Source organism: Rahnella sikkimica (genome assembly GCF_002951615.1).
In the GTDB taxonomy this organism is placed as follows: Bacteria; Pseudomonadota; Gammaproteobacteria; order Enterobacterales; family Enterobacteriaceae; genus Rahnella; species Rahnella sikkimica.
On the sequence record NZ_CP019062.1, the window covers coordinates 3,710,608 to 3,728,459 of the forward strand.

Below are 17,852 nucleotides of genomic sequence, written 5' to 3' on the forward strand. Positions count from 1 at the left end.
TTAAATTGCTGTATGCATAAACAGTTATGCTACCACAATGAATCACAAAAAATAAAGAATATAAAACTATACATATCATATGGTTATTAGAATTAAATTTATAAACATTGTATTCACTCGAATCAAATGTGACCAATCTCACGTTTAAGAATAGTTAAATCTTAGAGTAGAGTTCACATTGAATCAGAAGTTAAAACTAAATTAAGAAATGGTGCGATGATGGTAGTTTTGACAAAATTATGAAAAAAAATCTAGGACAGTTATGAAAAATTGGTCAATAGAACATACTAAACAAGTCAAAGAATGGCTGAATGTAGATGCATACCGTAAGTTTGAAGAGCTTTCGTTGTTTCGTCTTTATCATGAACTTTGGGCGAGAACCCTGTTTTTTAAATCGTATCGTGATGAGCATGAAAACAAAGCAATGATGGGTTACTTCCAAAAAATTTTTAGTGGAGATCCGTTCTTAATCAGGGAAGATCAACTCGGTTACACCACACCAACAGATAAGCTTTTTCAACCACCGCATTTCTTACTCACAACGACTGAGAGACTTGCTCAACTGTGCATTGTGTCAATGCAACGCAGTATGTTTTTCTGGAGTGGCGATGATGATTATGAGATCAACAAAGAATACTACGAACGTCCTGTTGCTGAGACCATGCCAGATCAGTTTCCCCAAACAGTAATGTTTGAGATTGATCTGGCAAGTGGAACCGATGAAGCAATAGCAGAAGCACTAAAAGCAGCATTACCTCAGTGGAGGAGCATTAAAGGCATAGAACCAAATCCAATCGATTCTGTTCGGTTTGGCTATGGGACCATTAAAAAAATTATCAATTATCGTTTAATACCTATGCTCGACATTCTTCTATGGGCAAATATCAAAAAAGTTCGAGTGTCCGATGACCGTCTTTCACGATTGCTTTATACAGATGACGATGATGAAAGTGCCACAAGGCTTCATTATCAGATTAAAGACACTGACCGACCCCTTGCGCTGAAAGCCACTACTAATGGATTTATTCGACAATTTAATCTTTTTATCAACAAAAATAGCCACTTGAAAAACATGAGAGTTTCAGACGTGATGATACTCTCTGATTCTGACTGACCCAAACCTCCTAAAGCTCCTACATTAGGGAACTCGCGTGGTTCCCTTGTTTTGATCCTCGCTATTTCTCTCTTCCAATCAAACCTAAAGTCACCCTGTCGAAACAAAACGGGGAAACACAAAATGAACAACCAAAGCACTCGTCTAATACGTCTTCCTGAAGTCCTCTTGAGAACTGGCTACGGAAAAGCCTAGATCTATTGCCTGATCAGTGAGGGGTGCTTCCCTGGTTCTATAAAGATAGAAATTCGCTCGGTGGCATTCGTAGAGTTTGAAATCGATGAATGGATTAAAACCGCAATAGATAAAACAAGAAAAAACGCTGCTTAAAATTAATTCTATTAAAGGATAGAGAAAATGAAAATATTTACAGAAAATGTAAAGTTTGAATGATAAATACAGGGTTAAACTTTACAAAAAACTTTACGGAAAAATTGTGTATCTTATTCTACTTAGGTTTGATGCTCGTTTCTAAGTATTAGGTGTACATAATCAATACTAGATCTACCAGATGATAAATTGTAATTTTTTAAATCGTTATATATTGATTTGCATATAATTTTAAGAATATTCTCTTTGATTTTTTTTGTAAATTTAAAAACCGTCTATTACTAATATATTAGAACTATACTTTTTGTAAACTTTAGGAGGAATATATGTGTAGTATTTGCGTGGATTCATTTATGTTTGAAAATGGTGAAAGATATTGTCATGTTGTTGATAAAGAAACAGGGGAACCACTTTTTTATCCTAATCTGTATATAACAACACAAGTCAGGAATCGTTCTGAGTCAATATCAACAATGAAAGTGATAGCAGGCAACATTTCATTGCTATATCGCTTTTTTGACAATAAGAACATTGAGATTGACGAAAGAATTCAGAAGATGATATTTCTGACTCCTAATGAAATCGATGACTTGATAGAGTATACATCGATCAATTTCAAGAAAGCAAAACCTAACAGTTTTAAAGATATTGCTGTTAAAATTCCAACTAGATATTTCAGAGTGACAACAATTGCTAACTATCTAGAATGGTTATGCAAAATTCATCTTTCTCTTTCAAGCCAGAAAGATAAGATTAAAGAGATACAGATTTTCATTAAAAACATAAAAAGAAAACAGCCAAGGAACAACAGTAAATATAATATGAATATTGAAAAAAGTTTAGATAAAAATCAACTTGATTCCTTATTTAACATGCTTGCACCCAGTAGTAATTCAAACCCATTTTCAATAAATGTACAAAAAAGGAATAATCTGATATTTCTGTTGCTTCACTCATTTGGCATTAGAGTTGGTGAGCTTTTGAATTTAAGGATTAGCGATATCAATTTTTCAGAATCAACAATCTCTATAAGAAGAAGACCTAATGATAGATCAGATCCACGAGTATACCAGCCATTGGTTAAAACTTGTGAGAGAAAGCTGACTGTTGATACAACACTAATGCTGGAAATTTCAGACTATATTTTAAATGATAGACGTAAAATTAAAAACGCGAAAAAGAACGATTTTCTTTTTGTTACTTACAAGGAAGGCCGAACCCAGGGACAACCTCTATCATTTTCCTCCTATCATAAAATAGTCAGCGTTGTTCGACAATCATCTTCACTTTTAGATGGATTGACAGGTCATAAACTTAGACATACTTGGAACTATGAGTTTTCGAAAGCAATAGATGAAATAGGGGGCATCTCAGATGAAAAGGAACAGCAAATCCGTTCTTACCTAATGGGATGGAGACCGGGCTCAGACACTTCATTAATCTATAATCGCAGGCATATTGTCGAAATTTCGAAAAAGACATCAATTGATCTTCAAAAGACACTATTTAAAGGAATGTGTAATGAATAATATTATGCAAAAAAATAAAAATATAGAATCTTATGAAGATAAAACCATTATCGTCCAGAGGGTATTAGGTTTAGATGAGAACAGTAAAATAAGTATTAGCAATTTAATCGAGATTATGAATGTAAACTTGCTTAATGGATTCATAAATACATTGCAGCAATATGCTTGTAGTAATAGTCGTTCTTACGTAAAAACCATAATTAATCATATGGTGCATTTCATTAAGAACATACAGCCAGAAATCATTAATGATAAGGCAGTGATGCAATATAAAGATATCCACCCTACAAATTTACGGGTTTTAAGACCATTTATTATTAAATGGTTCGAGTTTGGATATCCTGGAGTTGATGAAAATGCAGTTGAGTTATTGAAACACTTCGATCTTACAATAAAGAAATTTGGGCAGGCAGTTTTGCAAGACGACCCGAATGAAGGACCACTAACTAAACATGAGCTTGATTCATTGATTAAAGCTATAACTAATGCGTATGGCAAAGGGGAATTATCATTATCAGATTATGCGATATCGTTATTAATTAGCATGACAGGAAGAAGGCCACAGCAGTTAGTTCTGTTAAAATATAAAGATATTAAAAAGAAGAATATAAGTGGCGAATTAACTGAATTCTTAATTAGTATGCCAAGAGTTAAACAACGAGATGTACAACAACAATATCGGGATATTGCTATAATCCCACACCTGGCTTCGATTATAGTTAAGCAAGCCAATGATTCAGTTGATCTTGTTGAGAAAGTTCTTGGCATGTCTCTTGATGATAAGGTTAAAGGAGAAATTCCTATATTTCTAAACAAGCAAAGTCTGTGCAAGTTAGAGAAAACAAAAAATATATTTGAGCTAACAAATAATGATGTTTTAAATGCAAAGCCTTCAATAGCCCATGCTGCATTAACTAGAATAGTTAAATTTGAAAATTTAATTTCAAGCCGGACAGGTTTGTTACTAAAAATTAATCCAAGAAGACTTCGTCATACGATAGCGACACTGCTGGCTCAGGATGGTCATGATGCCAGCGTCATTGCCGAATTGCTTGACCACTCTTCGACTTCAAGTGTTGGGATTTATATTAAGAACTTAGCCGATAGTGCAGAAAGGATAGATAATGCTGTTACAAAGCAACTTTCATTTTTAGCAGATATTTTTATGTATGGGATGAAATCGAAAAAAGACCTGGCTTTTAAGTTTTTCTCGAAAAATATATGTCAAGCGCAAAATTCAGATTATCCTTGTGATCAATGTGCTTTTTTTATCCCATTTGAAGATATTAAGGATAACAGTTAATGAATAATATCGTTTTGTTTAAATCTAAATATTCAATAAATGTGGAGGATAATTATAATAACTTCATAAAATTTTGCCATTATAAATTGATTGGATTTACTCAAATTAAAGATTGGGATAACTGTGTGTGGAAAGGAGTTACGACATTTCGGAAGATCGGCGTGGGATGTAAAAAATTCAGTTCTGCAGATGCAATGCATGACGAGTTTGCTAATTTTGCTAAAGCATACATTAAGTATCAACACTCACTAAAACCGCTAAAGAGCTATGGATCTGTGATGATGGCATTGAGGTGTCTTGAACAAGCACTTTTGCAGATTTGTAGTAATGGTTTCATTTATAATGTTACAACCATAATTTTTGATGAAGCAATGCAAATCGGAAGAAAACATTTCAAGGGTAATGTTTTGGCACAATGTGGAACACAGCTTGAAAGATTATCCAATTTCCTTTACGAACATAATCTTGTAAAAGCTGGCTATATAGCTTGGAAAAATTCGGTAAAACAAAAAGTTAAAAATAATTATATTCCAGTCATAGATGACTATCAAAGAAAAGATAAATTGCCCAATGAGTCTGCGTTATTAGCTATTGCAGATATCTTTTCAAAAGATGATGATGTAATGAGCCAAAGAGATATGTTTACAAGTTCAGTATTTGCGCTTCTCCTCTGTTGTCCAAGCCGTATTTCTGAGATTTTAGCTTTACCTGCTGATTGTGAAATTATCCAGCAAGATAGCAAGGGAATTGAAAGATATGCTTTGAGATTTTATTCAGTTAAGGGATATGGGCCTAATATAAAGTGGATTCCACAAGTTATGGTGCCAGTTGCAAAGAAAGCTGTCAGAAGGCTACGTCATCTCTCTCGAAATGCAAGGTCACTGGCTATATGGTGCGAAGATCACCCTGACGAGTTTTATCGACATGAACTGTGTCCATTGGTCGATGAAAAAGAGAAATTAACAGTTGAGCAGGTCTGCCATGCATTGGGATATCCTTTGCATGACAAAAAAGCATGTATATTGAAAGTTAAAAGGACGAGTCTTGATGGCAATCAGACCTTCCTTAATGCAAGTGATTACGCATACACATTGACTGAACTATGGAAAATGATTCGTTCAGGATTTAGCCAAAATTTCCCATGGTTTGATAAAGAAAAATCTATAAAATATAGTAATGCATTATGTTTACTTAATGATAATCAGCTTGTTTTGTCACGAATGACGAATATCTATTCTCTGTATAAACCTACTAAAGGATTCTTTTCCGTTGATATGCAATGGAAAGAAAGTCACGAGTATGGTTATAAAAATATCTTTGCTCGATATGGTTTCTTTGATGAGGAAGGAAAGCCACTACTCATTCGTTCACACCAGCCAAGACATCTTTTAAACACAATTGCTCATTACGGTGAAATGTCGGAATTAGATATCTCAAAATGGTCTGGTAGAGTCAATGTAAATCAGAACCGTGTTTATAACCATGTTTCAGAAGAAGAGATGGTGGAAAAAGTTGGAACTATTGATTTCCATGTAAATTCTTATTGCCATAAGGAGCCGAACTCATCTGCAGGATTAGCTGTGAACTTAAATGATCTTCAGCATGGAGCAATACACTTAACAGAACGCGGTTATTGTATTCATGATTATGCAATTCTACCTTGTGAAAAAATAAATCAATATATTGAGTCATACAATCACTTAAAAGAACTAAAACCAACTGATAAGAATAGGCTTCTAATCATCAGAGATAGAATAATAGAGTTCAAGAGACTAACTCAAGTAGCATTTGAAAATGGTGACTATGGTGCTGACAAATGGCTCAAACATCATGATGCTAATTTGAGCATGATAAACAGTCTATTAGATAATTAAAATAGGAAATTCACATGGCAAAACATTTGAGTAATAACGAGATAAAGGCGATAACAAACATTATAAAAACTTGGGATGGAAAAATCACTTGGGATAAATTGTGTGAGTCAATACACAAGAAATTAAGCAGAACCATAACAAGGCAATCACTAAGTTCACATAATGAAGTTGTTGAAGCGTATAGAATTAAAAAGAATATACTAAATTTGAAAGCGTCTGATTTAAAGAAACCAGCAAATTTAGCTATTGCTGCACAGCAAATATTAAATCTTAAAGCTGAGAACGATGCATTAAAAAGCCAAAACAAAAGGTATAAGGAACAGTTTACACGTTGGCAGTATAATGCTTACAGGCATGGTGTTTCACCTGAGAACTTGAATCAACCATTTAATCAAAAGTAAATAATAATGATTGAGTTAGTATGATGATATTTTTGTTATTTATTTTTGGATTGATAGTTTTTACCTATTGACAATTGCGCTAAAGCTGATAATTATTTAATTAAGTCAGGAAGACAAACCTATTGCAAGGATGCAATTTATGAATAATAAAATAGATTCTCTAACAAGAGAAGAACAGCTAATCATGCTCATCGACAAATATATCAATGACACATATGACCCAGAAGATGAAATATATACATATAATTTATATCTGATCTTTGTTGGATATCATTTGAAATATTTTCAACCCCATGCTATTTACAGTGATTCTGTTAGTAATATTGATAATGTTATGCAAATGTTTTGCAGCGTATTCAAATGTATGAAAAGTAACTTCATTAAAAAATTACAGAATAAAGAGGTCATTTTTGTCCAATTAAATGCACTTGTTGATTACATCGAAGGGAATCAAATTAGATTAGAGCAAGTATACGTTGAATTGAAAGCTCAGTATGAAAAGCGTGAGATAAGCAGAGGGATTCTAAATAAGGGAAGTGCGAGAAAGAGAGCAAGGTTGTGATGATTTAGAAAAAAAAGCTCCCAGAAGGGAGCTTTTTTAAGGGAATTAATCATTAATTGCCGATCACTTTCCAACCATCGTCAGTTTTGAGTAATCTAACAGGGGTAGTTCTGTTTTGATTGTTAATACTTATATCAGCATTGCATTTGTAACTTTTATCAGATTCTTTTGCACAATCAATTTTCTTAACAGAGTTTAGCGTTCTAAGCATTGCTTCCGGAGCATTTGGGTTAATGGCTCGAACTGCAGAATTCCCACTCTCTATAGACTTGTTTAATGCATTTGAAATATCATTTTCTGAGGGCTCGCTATCGCACCCTGCAAGCAGGAAAGAAGAAATTATGACTGCTGCAACAAAAGTATATTTTTTCATTTTATTTTCCACATAGATATTTTTTAACCACGTTTAAACTTATCTCGATGAATCTTCGATGTTTACCAATCTGAAGTAAAAACGTTTGTACCGATCGATGGCTTACTTGTGATAGCTATAACCTATCAACAATAAATTATCGATCTGTTAAACCGATCAATCAATCTCGTGAAATCAATGGATTAATCCCTGCTTTCGATATGGTTGCTTTCAGGCCGATGAAATTGGTTGTTATCTTTGTTGTTTAAGATTTGCAGTAAACTGAGAACGAACAGGAGGGGGAAAGCGGTGAACAGTGAAGATGTTCTTAAAATTTCTGACTGGAAACAATAAAGAGAAACCTATTTTTTTCAATAAGTTAATCAATAAGAGCCATGAGTTAAAACGAGTAACGTTTGCAGATTTACTTCTTTGTGAATTTTGTAAATCGAAAACGGCCTTGATTATGCGTTTGCGTTTATCCTCCTTAACATCAATTTTTGAATCGAGAGAAGCAATTTTTTCAGAAATACTTAGTGTTTCTTTCTGTCTATACGACAAAATCCTTGCAGGAGCAGGAGCAGGAGCAGGAGCAGGAGCAGGAGCAGGAGCAGGAGCAGGAGCAGGAGCAGGAGCAGGAGCAGGAGCAGGAGCAGGAGCAGGAGCAGGAGCAGGAGCAGGAGCAGGAGCAGGAGCAGGAGCAGGAGCAGGAGCAGGAGCAGGAGCAGGAGCAGGAGCAGGAGCAGGAGCAGGAGCAGGAGCAGGAGCAGGAGCAGGAGCAGGAGCAGGAGCAGGAGCAGGAGCAGGAGCAGGAGCAGGAGCAGGAGCAGGAGCAGGAGCAACTGGCCTGGTATGCAACAGTAGCGAGTTGTCGCGTTCAGGCTCGTAGTTGAGAAGCTTTTGAAGATTCGCCCATGAATACATCTTTCCAAGCTGGGAGGCTTTAAATGCGATGTTTTGATATTCGAACGAAAATCCATTCATCTTTCCTGTTTTTGAGACGTTCGCCGTCCAGGAAATCTGAGCTTCTCCGATTCTTTTGATAAAAGTTTCTATATTGGGTTTATCCGTCAAACATTTATCAATGATCTGTTGGAGAGCTTCCTTAGGGGAGGGAAGGCCAGTCCGTTCTGAAAGCATCTCTTCGCTGCGTGAAAGCTTTCGCTTCGCTTGCTTTGACTCTATGGAAGCTGCGGATCTTGTGACTGTGAGATTGTGAGCGATTTCAAGTTCACTAATGATACGAGTGCTAACTAAGTTCTCATTCCTACCCAGGTAAAGCTTACCGCTACTGAGATTTATGCGGCTTGCGATGATATGTATGTGCTGGCCTGCTTCATCGTCGTGAAGGACATAGCAACGTAGGTGAGTTTCGCTGAATCCCATTCTCTTCATGTAATCATCTGCGAACATAACCCATTTGTCTTTTGACAGCGATTCACCGGTGGGTAAGCGAATCGAGTTATGCCAAACTGGTTTGGCAATGTCTGGGCGAAGCTGTTTGCTTGTATTGAATTCAGCGATTAGGTCTTCTGCAAAGCTTCCCATCATATTGCCACCGATCACGGAGGGAACTTGTTTATGATGAGATGCTTGTTTTAATGCATAGAGAACAACACCAACAAAGCTTTTACCACGTCTGATCTTCTGCATTCCCTTCATCGGGGTTGCTCCATATGTCAGCGCTTAGAAGGTTCTGGCGAAGCTCTGCTAATTGCCGATTAACAGCGAACAATTCTGTATGGGTAAGCTTGCTATCTTTGCTTTTACTATCTATATGGAGAGCAATACGATTTAGCTTTTGTGATATTTCCGATAGAGCTTTCCAGGCATTTAAATTAATAGCAGGTATGATGGGCGGTATTTTTTGAAGTGATGCCATGCGAAGCCATTCACCTTTTTTATAAGAGCCTCGTTTTACTTCCAGTATTTGCAGTTCTTCAACATTAAGTCTTACACTAACGCAATAGCTTCTTAACGCTTCGGTAGGCATTTTTTTTGAGTTAAACGCTCCCCTGCATGAAGATCGCGACAGATCTATTTTCGATGTATTTTTTATTTCATTCATATAAACTCCATTTTATAGTAATGATTAAAGCTATTTGATTACGATAAACATATTCCTTATGTTTTCATATATATAACTTTTATATAATGGATGAAAAGATTGTCAATAGCTTCGCTGACGATTTTGAATTCTCTTTTTCAACCGAAGGGCAGAAAAAGCAAGGCAACTCTTAGAAGCGAGAGCAGCAGCTTCGGAGAGTTAGCCCTTGCTTATCTCACTGTACAGGTCTTTGTTAAATAGAGTAGAATATATATTCTATAATTAACTGAGGAGTTTGTGATGCAAAGAGATCAAAGAAGGAGGGTTATATATTGCTTGCCTTTTATTATTTGTGAAGACGATATATATTTTGGCCATGTTGTTATAAAACCAATAAGAAATATTATTAAGGATGAGGTTTGTATGGAACTCTTATCTGGTGAGGTTTTTGAAAATAATGGGTGTGTCATCGAAATTGATGGGTTTAAATCAGGGGGTTATTATGATAAAAACATTGACCTTACAATTGCATTTTCAATTGAAGCATTGAAAACATCATATTTTTATCTATCGCCATCATCTTCAATGGATATTCGTGGTTTTGTAGGCAATGAAACATTCGAATGTTTTAAAATATTTGAGAGATCTAAGCCTATAGCTAATCTTCATTTTGAACATAAAATTCAAATGTCTAATGGCATGACTAATTTTAGCTTTAGTCTAGATAAATATTATAAATTCCGCTCTGAGTTTTTGAATAATTTCAGATTAAAAGTAAGGGATGGTGACTTTTCTCACTTCAATATTTTTTATGATAAAACTCATGATGAAAGTATTCTTTCAATTTTGACGTTATATAACAAATGTTGGGGCTTATATTCAGCAAAAGATTTTTTTGATAAATCTTTGTATTCAAGGGTTAGTATCGAGGTGTTATCAAAATTAAAATATAATAACTCAAATAAATCAATACCAGAATCCTTTGGCAAATTTTTTTCAGAAATAAAGAAGCTAATAGAAACTCATAATTATACAGAAAAAAATGAAAAATTTTTATATGACATTTATGAGAATAAAATAAAGCCATGTTTTTATGTTATAAGTAGAAGAATTGAAAAGTATTTTCTTGATCTGGCTCGTGCAAGAAATGATATTGCTCATGAAGGAAAGGAGCATCCTTCTTTCTTTAATATTTCACCTTATTTGGTGTTTTTCCCTGTATTCTTCATTATCCTTTCTCGGAAAAGTGAAATAACCAACTCTGATATTTACAGATTTGTTTTTTTACTTGGGCTTTTTATGCACGATGTGAATACATGGGATAAGATAGATTTTAGAGAAATTCAACCGAAGCGAAGCCATCTGGATAGTTATTTAAATTTTGCAAGAGTGTTTCCTTGTTATTTAAAAAATGAAAATGAATCTGCCCATTATCTTTTGAAGGGGTTTATTAATTTTCTTAAAGATTCAGAAAGTTCATAATCAATAGAAGAGTCATTTCATTTGGATATTTATACCTCACCCTATGATTTGAAACCATGATGGCTTATTTTAACAGAAAGCTTGACAATAAATACCAGATTGCTATTAGTTTAGTGAAAACTTTTTATTTATGGGGGTGATATGAAAAACGATATTCATACCAAGAGGCTAATTAAATGCTCTAATTTTTTTTACATGTTGTTTAATTTTTCATCAATTATATATCTGATATACTCATCGGACTTTTCGCTTGCACACTTCGATATGGCAAATCCTTTAGAGAAAGCATTAACTCTTGGCATAATGCTTTCTATTTTCCTTTTACCAATAATATTATTAGCTAACTTGATGGTTTTTGATAATAAATCGAAAAAAAAGACTAGTTCTTCCTAAGGATGTTTATGTTTTGTTTGGTTTCACATATTGCAACGTATGCCTTGATGAAAACCAATAAGGAATAAAAGCAGAGGAGGATATAACCAATGTTATTTTTCAATAGAACATCAAATATATCAAATGAATTATAAGGGAGTGTTTTTAATAGTCCTAATAAAGCAATAATACCGCTGACGATGTATAATATCCCATCATTTAAAGACTTGATTACATCCCTCTGAGCTTTTTCTTGCATTTGCACATATTTCCAAAAGAAGAAAATTGCAGGTAATGGCGGTAATAGTAGCAACAGTGGAGTGTAAGGGCTATTGCATTTCAGTTGTATGAATATCAAAACGATAATCAAAATTAAATAAGTAAGCATTAGGTATTTAAAGTGTTTAATTAATTTTTCATTCATCATGTTTGTACCTTTTCGTGTAGGACATTTACTCTGTGGGTTTCAACAGTATAGGGGATTTCTGTAAAAATACATTCATAATAAAATTACATCTTCATTATGCATTTTTACTTACAATGAAGATGCTATCTTGATTTAATCATGGTAAAATGGGCTAACACATTAGTTTAATTAGGTATGGTATGGAAGATATATCAATCACACCTTCAATAAGTAATCCTAAGCGGCTTACCAATAAAAATAATGGTGACGAATGGTATAATTATTATGCTGGGTTTTCTGATAGTTTTGTTAGAGAAATTTTAAAGTCTTTGGAATTACCTAAGGAAGCAACCATTCTTGATCCTTGGAACGGTTCTGGAACTACGACTTTAAATTGTGCTTTGGCTGGCTATAATGTAATTGGCATTGATCTAAATCCTGTTATGAATATTATCGCAAAGTCAAAATTTTGTGATGCCAATGATGTTTTTTCTGCCCTAAAAATAGTTAAGGGTCTACGGGTAAAATGCTATCCAAAACATACATTAGACAAATCAGATTTTCTTTTGCACTGGTTTGATTTCAATACTGCTTCGTATATTCGTTATATCTCAAAATTTTTACAAAAAAAGTGCAAGGATATATCTCTCTCGACTGTTTATTCATTAATATTTTTAGCTCTTTTCAGCTTGGTTAGAAAGTATGTAGGGAAGTTTATAGCTTCAAATCCCACTTGGGTGAAAAAGTCAAAATTAGAAGATGAAAAGGTTAGTGTAAATAATAATAAAATAAAATCTGATTTACTCGATTTTATTAATGGTAAGTTATCTTCAACTTACATTGATAAAGCTGCAACGGTTGGAACTGAGATTTTTCACTGTGCATCTTCAACTAATCTACCCTTAGAGAATAATAGCATAGATGCAATTATTACTTCCCCTCCATATTGCACTCGTATTGACTATGGGATTGCTACATCTCCAGAATTAGGTGTATTACTCGGTAATTTCCCGAAAGCTATAGATGAACTAAGAAGGAAGTTAACAGGTAGAACAACTATTGATAAAAATGAATTTAAAGTAAATAATGTAGGTCCTACTGCAAACAGTATCTTGCAAGAAATATTAGAACATGACTCCCATGCTTCATCATCGTATTACTATAAAAATTTCGCACAATATTTTATTGAAATTAAAAACTCTCTTGAACAGATAAAAAGAGTTATAAAAAAACACGGATATTTCGTATGTGTGGTTCAGGACTCATATTATAAAGAAATTTATTGTGATCTCGCTACCATTTTTACAGAAATAGCAGAAGCAAATGACCTAATATTTATTCATCGTCAGGATTTTATGTCAAAATTTTCAATGGCTAATATAAATAATAAAGCAAAAAAGTACAGAGATAAAATGACTGCTAACGAGACAGTTCTTGTTTTTCAATCAAAATAGAGGCTTACAATGAATCCTGAAGATATTCTTGTCGAAATAGAATCAGAAATGGACAAAGTTCATACACAAAGTCTTGATCTCTCTTTTAACGAATTGATGGATATGTATGAAAATGGTGAGCTTGATATAAGTCCTGATTATCAGAGGCTTTTCAGGTGGAGTGAGGGTGCAAGATCAAGGTTTATAGAGTCTTTGTTACTTGAAATGCCAGTCCCTCCAATATATGTAGTTGAAACAGAAAATGGAGTTTACCAACTAATTGATGGCCTTCAACGTTTTTCCTCATATTTACATCTAAGGGGGGAACTTACTGCTGAACATATGGAAATAGCTAAGGGACAAAAACTTGTTCTTTCTGATTGTGATATTGTTAAGAGTCTTAATGGTCTAACCTATGATGATCTTCCTTTGGCATTAAAGATTAAACTTAAAAGATCCTTTGTTCGAGTAGAAGTTGTGAGAAAAGGTAGCGATAATAAATTCAAATACCATATGTTTAAAAGACTTAATACAGGTGGGGAAGCACTAACACAACAGCAAGTAAGAAATTGTACCATTAGAATGTTGGACCCGAAATTCAATGATTTCATCATCGAATTGTCTGGTGATGATCATTATAAAAAATGCACCGCTCTCTTGTCTGAGTCCCAGAAATTTGGAGCTTTCGATCAAGAATTGGTATTGAGATATTTTACTTTTAGAAATAATAGAGAAGCCTTTAAGCATGATGTAGGTGACTTTTTAACTGAGTATATGGAGAATGTTTCGTCTGGTGTCACTGCTTTTGATTATACTGAAAATGAGAATAATTTTAAAAAAGTATTTGAGGTGCTCTCCAAGGCACATGGTCAAAAAGTTTTTGGTCGAATTAGTGCTGACGATAGGTTGCAATCAAATTTCAATAATTATCACTTTGAGTCCATTACTATTGGTATTCAGTCTGTCATCGATAAAATCGATGCAGCGGATGATTCAATTATAGATAAAATCAGAGAGAGCATAATTTTATTGAAAAAAGATGAAACTTTCAAAATCCAAACAACAGGTGGAGGTAAAAATTCTCCTGGGCCACTTAGAAGTAGAATTGAAATTGCTTCCAAATACTTCGAGGATGCTCTGAGATGATTCCTGAAGATTTTTTAGCTCAAGTTGAGTTAGAACGAAGTTGGAGAGAGGAGGAGATCCGTTCTCTTAATAATATTATGGAGAAGTCAGATGATATTAATGCTTACATGATGCGTAGAGCAGTGGTGTGCTTATTGTATGCTCACGTTGAGGGGTTTGTTAAATATTCTTTTAATCTCTATATTGATGGAATTAATAAGTTGGGGCTGAAATGTAGCCAAGTAAAACCTATCTTAGCTGCGGCAGTTCATTATTCGGATTTATTAAAAATAAACAACCCTGATATAAAAAACAGGATCTTTAAAAAAGCCTTGCCTGACGACTCTCACTTACACCGCATTTGTCGTTATGAGGAGTTTTTTGAGAGTATTTCGAATGTTATGGATGAGAAAATATTTATTGAGGATGGTTATGTTAATACAGAAAGTAATGTTGGGAAAGAGGTTCTTCAGAAGTTGTTATATCAAGTTGGATTGTCTCACACATCTTTAAACAGTGTCATAGGTCCATTAACAAGATTGAAAAATAAAAGGAATGACATATCACATGGTGTCGATAAAACTAAGATAGAATATGATGAATATAGAATATATTACGATTGTTCAATTAATATTATGGGTGAGTTAATTAAGGTATTATTTTCCGCTTATCAGAAAAAGGATTTTATGCTTGTTAAGTAATAGAGGCAAATAAATTTTTATAACTTATTTGCCTTTAATTTCATTGGGGTTGGTTTTATAAATCAATTTTATGCAGTGTTGTTTACATTTATTTCTCACAACATTTATTTATTGAATTTAAAAATAGACTTATTTTCTTTATCTAATGTAGGGGCGATTTTTATCACAAAAACTTTCATGCTGGAAATTAAACTAATTCTATGCTCAAAAAAACATTTAATAAACTTATTAAACAACTCAGTCTGTTCCTCATTTTCAGTAGGAATTAAATTGTGTTTGCTATCATTTAAAATAGTTACTTTCAAATCACCAATACTAATATCTTCGTAGGCTTTCACTTCGTTAATTAATACGTCTTCAGGAGTAATTACAATGTCGGGATTTTTTTCTGCGTTAAATAAAGCTTTTTTTAGATTAATTCTATTTAAAAGTTCAGCACTATCAACTAATTCTATAGCTATCTTTGCTGTCTCAGGCGTTTTATTTTTAATTAATTCACGATTTTGTTTATTTAATTCTTCATCATTTAATACATTACATCTTAATGTGGCAGCGTAAATTCCATAAAAAAGAACAGGCTTTTCTACTTTGAACTTATCAACAATCATATAAATGCTAATATAATCGTTCCCACATTGACTTTCCAATATCAACTGCTTACGGATAGGTGGTAAAAAGGGGAGTAAGTAAGTCGGCACGCATACCATCAAAATATAAAACCTGTTAGATGACATATAATTACCTTTAAATAATATGTGTAGTGTTCGACATATTATATCTAATACGTGATGTGATCAATGTTTTTTGTTTTGTTATTGACTAGTGTCCAAAATATCGTATAAAAAAATAAAAGGGTTTTTTATATGATAAATAATTTAGACCAATTAAAATATAAAGTTAATTTAATATGCAAGAGTATGGTTATGCCATTTCCCTTCCCAAAAATATATATTGATGAGAATGATTCCACTCAGTTGAATTTACTTTGTATTCCTTGCGATTTAATTAAAAACAATAGTAGATTCATAAACAATAATACCGATGTTTTGCTAAATATCATCGAGTTAAAAAAACAATTTTCTATAAAATCTCTATACATTGAGATGGATTTTAATGTGGTTAGTTTAATTAGCTTGCCTTATGAGCTATCATTCGGAAAAGATTATTTCTATTTTATTGAAAAACAAGATTTGTTCAAAAAAATATTGTGGAATAAAAAAGATCTTGAAGGGGGTGATATTGTAAGAGAGGTTATTTATTTCATGCAACTATTCGACCCTAAGCAAGCGTTGAAATTGATTCAGTATATTATGTGCAATAAAATATTTGAGAATTCTATAGTGAAAAGGATATTTGATGGGTATATTGAAAAGCTTGATGCAGAAAGAAAGTTTTATATTTTCAATAACTTCAGATATGTTAGGGATCTAGTTCTGCATAAACGTTCCTTAGACAGTTTAAACATAGAACTCGTAAGCTAAATCACAGTTTTAATTAAATTTGAAACTTTGAAATGAGCATTTTTCCTTTCCTCAAAGTAATCATACCTGTCATAGATCCCTTCTACACCTTTCAGTTTATGGTTCAAACACCGTTCGGCTACATGTGGAGGAACTGACAGTGATGCAAGCAAGCTCCGGCTTGTTCTTCGCAAGTCATGGACAGTAAAATACTCGAGATTCCCCATTACATTAGGTGGTTGTTTCTTCTTGCCTGGCTCAACCCCAAAAAGTTTAGCTATTGCCCTATTGAGGGTATCTTTTCCCATATGTAGATTCTTACTGGATCTGCGATTCGGAAAGACATAATCAGAACTAAAAGCTCTAACTTTAAGCTCTTTCAACATCTCAATCGCAAGTGGTGGCAGCGGAATCACGATACCTACACCTGATTTACTTCTCTCTTTTGGTAAATTCCATGTTTGATTTTCCAAATCGAATTCTGTCCACGGAGCTTCTGTTAGCTCACTTTTGCGAACAGCAAGGAGCAGCAGTAGGGCACCGGCAAGGTAGTTATCACGAGAGAAGCTGTCAGAGTGTTCTCTGAAAACTTTAAACACCTGAGCAATCTCTTCTAAGCCCAATGCTCTTTCTCTGCTTTTTTCGATTCCACCTGCATCATTGACCTTAAACGCAGAAGCTGGATTGTTTAACAATAATCCTAGCTTGATTGCATGGTCGAAGAGTTGCTTCATGTAGAGCAGAGCATCATTTGAAATGGTTGGTCTTCCACTATCTGTAATTTTTTGCAGAATGAACCGGACATCAATGGGAGTTATCTTCGCCAAAGAAAGTTGACCAATCGTTGGAGCAATATCTTTTCTGTACACTCTTTCCGGGATTTGTGGATGCTTCAACCGCTTAACGAGATCTTTGTGCCAGTCTTCAAATAATCCATCTACTGTGGTGAGTTGCTTAGGTCGGTTAAGTTTCCGTTCAGCAATAGGGTCATCACCGGTGGCAACTTTTCTTCGGGTATCTTCAGCGAGACTACGTGCCTCGGACAGGGATAGATGCGATACCTTACTTAAAGTGATTTCTCGTCTCTTAGAGCCGATTGTGTATCGAAGCATCCAATACGGCTCACCTTTTGGTGGGATTTTCAGATACAAGCCACGCCCATCTCCAAACTTCCCCGGTTCTCCTGCTTTGATGAGAGACTGAACTGTCCTGACAGTGAGTGAGGTCATAACCTATCCTGATGAAAAATCGTTGTGGGGGGTATATGGTTATAAACTGCCAGATTAGACTAGTAAAGAAAAAATGCTCCCCCTTTTGCCCCCCGCTTATTAGTGGTTTTTGATTGATCTCAGTGGTCTTAA

Annotated in this window: 16 protein-coding genes and 1 pseudogene; 12 read left to right on the top strand and 5 right to left on the bottom strand. The window is 34.2% G+C overall.

The window, feature by feature from the left end; all coding sequences use genetic code 11:
• Positions 1–262: 262 nt before the first annotated feature.
• The 7 genes and pseudogenes from BV494_RS17115 (at position 263) to BV494_RS17145 (ending at position 7,113) form a co-directional block, all read left to right on the top strand.
• Positions 263–1,114: a DUF6387 family protein gene (locus tag BV494_RS17115; protein WP_104923937.1), complete on the top strand. Its 852-nt coding sequence runs from the start codon at positions 263–265 to the stop codon at positions 1,112–1,114.
• 123 nt (positions 1,115–1,237) lie between these two features.
• Positions 1,238–1,444: pseudogene (locus BV494_RS17120) on the top strand (helix-turn-helix transcriptional regulator).
• A 326-nt stretch (positions 1,445–1,770) separates the two neighbouring features.
• Positions 1,771–2,973: a tyrosine-type recombinase/integrase gene (locus tag BV494_RS17125; protein ID WP_104923938.1), complete on the top strand. Its 1,203-nt coding sequence runs from the start codon at positions 1,771–1,773 to the stop codon at positions 2,971–2,973.
• Entirely contained in the window at positions 2,966–4,276 is a 1,311-nt protein-coding gene (locus BV494_RS17130; RefSeq protein WP_104923939.1) for a tyrosine-type recombinase/integrase, read from the top strand. The genes BV494_RS17125 and BV494_RS17130 overlap by 8 nt, the downstream gene beginning before the upstream one ends.
• The gene (locus BV494_RS17135) at positions 4,276–6,150 is read left to right on the top strand and encodes a DNA-binding protein (protein ID WP_104923940.1); all 1,875 of its coding nucleotides are present in this window, start codon (positions 4,276–4,278) and stop codon (positions 6,148–6,150) included. The genes BV494_RS17130 and BV494_RS17135 overlap by 1 nt, the downstream gene beginning before the upstream one ends.
• 14 nt (positions 6,151–6,164) lie before the next feature.
• On the top strand, positions 6,165–6,551 hold the full coding sequence (locus tag BV494_RS17140) for a hypothetical protein (protein ID WP_104923941.1): 387 nt from the start codon (positions 6,165–6,167) through the stop codon (positions 6,549–6,551).
• A 139-nt stretch (positions 6,552–6,690) separates the two neighbouring features.
• A complete protein-coding gene (locus BV494_RS17145) occupies positions 6,691–7,113 on the top strand; it encodes a hypothetical protein (protein WP_192938021.1) in 423 nt (140 codons plus the stop codon).
• A gap of 52 nt (positions 7,114–7,165) precedes the next feature.
• Here BV494_RS17145 and BV494_RS17150 read toward each other — a convergent pair whose 3' ends face one another.
• The 3 genes from BV494_RS17150 to BV494_RS17160 form a co-directional block, all read right to left on the bottom strand.
• The gene (locus tag BV494_RS17150; RefSeq protein ID WP_104923943.1) at positions 7,166–7,486 is read right to left on the bottom strand and encodes a cell wall-binding protein; all 321 of its coding nucleotides are present in this window, start codon (positions 7,484–7,486) and stop codon (positions 7,166–7,168) included.
• A 231-nt stretch (positions 7,487–7,717) separates the two neighbouring features.
• The gene (locus tag BV494_RS17155; protein WP_104923944.1) at positions 7,718–9,127 is read right to left on the bottom strand and encodes a relaxase/mobilization nuclease domain-containing protein; all 1,410 of its coding nucleotides are present in this window, start codon (positions 9,125–9,127) and stop codon (positions 7,718–7,720) included.
• Complete coding sequence (locus BV494_RS17160; RefSeq protein ID WP_104923945.1) at positions 9,096–9,533, bottom strand: hypothetical protein; 438 nt, start codon at positions 9,531–9,533, stop codon at positions 9,096–9,098. The genes BV494_RS17155 and BV494_RS17160 overlap by 32 nt, the downstream gene beginning before the upstream one ends.
• 279 nt (positions 9,534–9,812) lie before the next feature.
• Between BV494_RS17160 and BV494_RS17165 the strand changes: the two genes are divergently transcribed.
• From BV494_RS17165 to BV494_RS17190, 4 genes are all read left to right on the top strand, one after another.
• Positions 9,813–10,994, top strand: coding sequence for a hypothetical protein (locus BV494_RS17165; RefSeq protein ID WP_104923946.1), 1,182 nt, complete (start codon positions 9,813–9,815; stop codon positions 10,992–10,994).
• A gap of 978 nt (positions 10,995–11,972) precedes the next feature.
• Positions 11,973–13,226, top strand: a complete 1,254-nt coding sequence (locus BV494_RS17180; RefSeq protein ID WP_104923949.1) for a DNA methyltransferase — start codon at positions 11,973–11,975, stop codon at positions 13,224–13,226.
• Between the two features lie 9 nt (positions 13,227–13,235).
• Positions 13,236–14,351, top strand: a complete 1,116-nt coding sequence (locus BV494_RS17185) for a DUF262 domain-containing protein (protein ID WP_104923950.1) — start codon at positions 13,236–13,238, stop codon at positions 14,349–14,351.
• Positions 14,348–15,031 (top strand): MAE_28990/MAE_18760 family HEPN-like nuclease, encoded by a 684-nt coding sequence (locus BV494_RS17190; protein WP_192938022.1) that lies wholly within the window; start codon positions 14,348–14,350, stop codon positions 15,029–15,031. The genes BV494_RS17185 and BV494_RS17190 overlap by 4 nt, the downstream gene beginning before the upstream one ends.
• 104 nt (positions 15,032–15,135) lie before the next feature.
• Here BV494_RS17190 and BV494_RS17195 read toward each other — a convergent pair whose 3' ends face one another.
• Positions 15,136–15,765 carry a hypothetical protein gene (locus tag BV494_RS17195; RefSeq protein WP_104923951.1) on the bottom strand — a complete coding sequence of 210 codons (630 nt, stop codon included), beginning with the start codon at positions 15,763–15,765 and terminating at the stop codon, positions 15,136–15,138.
• A 129-nt stretch (positions 15,766–15,894) separates the two neighbouring features.
• Here BV494_RS17195 and BV494_RS17200 point away from each other — a divergent pair, with 129 nt between their 5' ends.
• Positions 15,895–16,512, top strand: a complete 618-nt coding sequence (locus BV494_RS17200) for a hypothetical protein (protein WP_104923952.1) — start codon at positions 15,895–15,897, stop codon at positions 16,510–16,512.
• Here BV494_RS17200 and BV494_RS17205 read toward each other — a convergent pair.
• Positions 16,509–17,720 carry a tyrosine-type recombinase/integrase gene (locus tag BV494_RS17205; protein ID WP_104923953.1) on the bottom strand — a complete coding sequence of 404 codons (1,212 nt, stop codon included), beginning with the start codon at positions 17,718–17,720 and terminating at the stop codon, positions 16,509–16,511. The genes BV494_RS17200 and BV494_RS17205 overlap by 4 nt on opposite strands.
• Between the last annotated feature and the right edge of the window lie 132 nt (positions 17,721–17,852).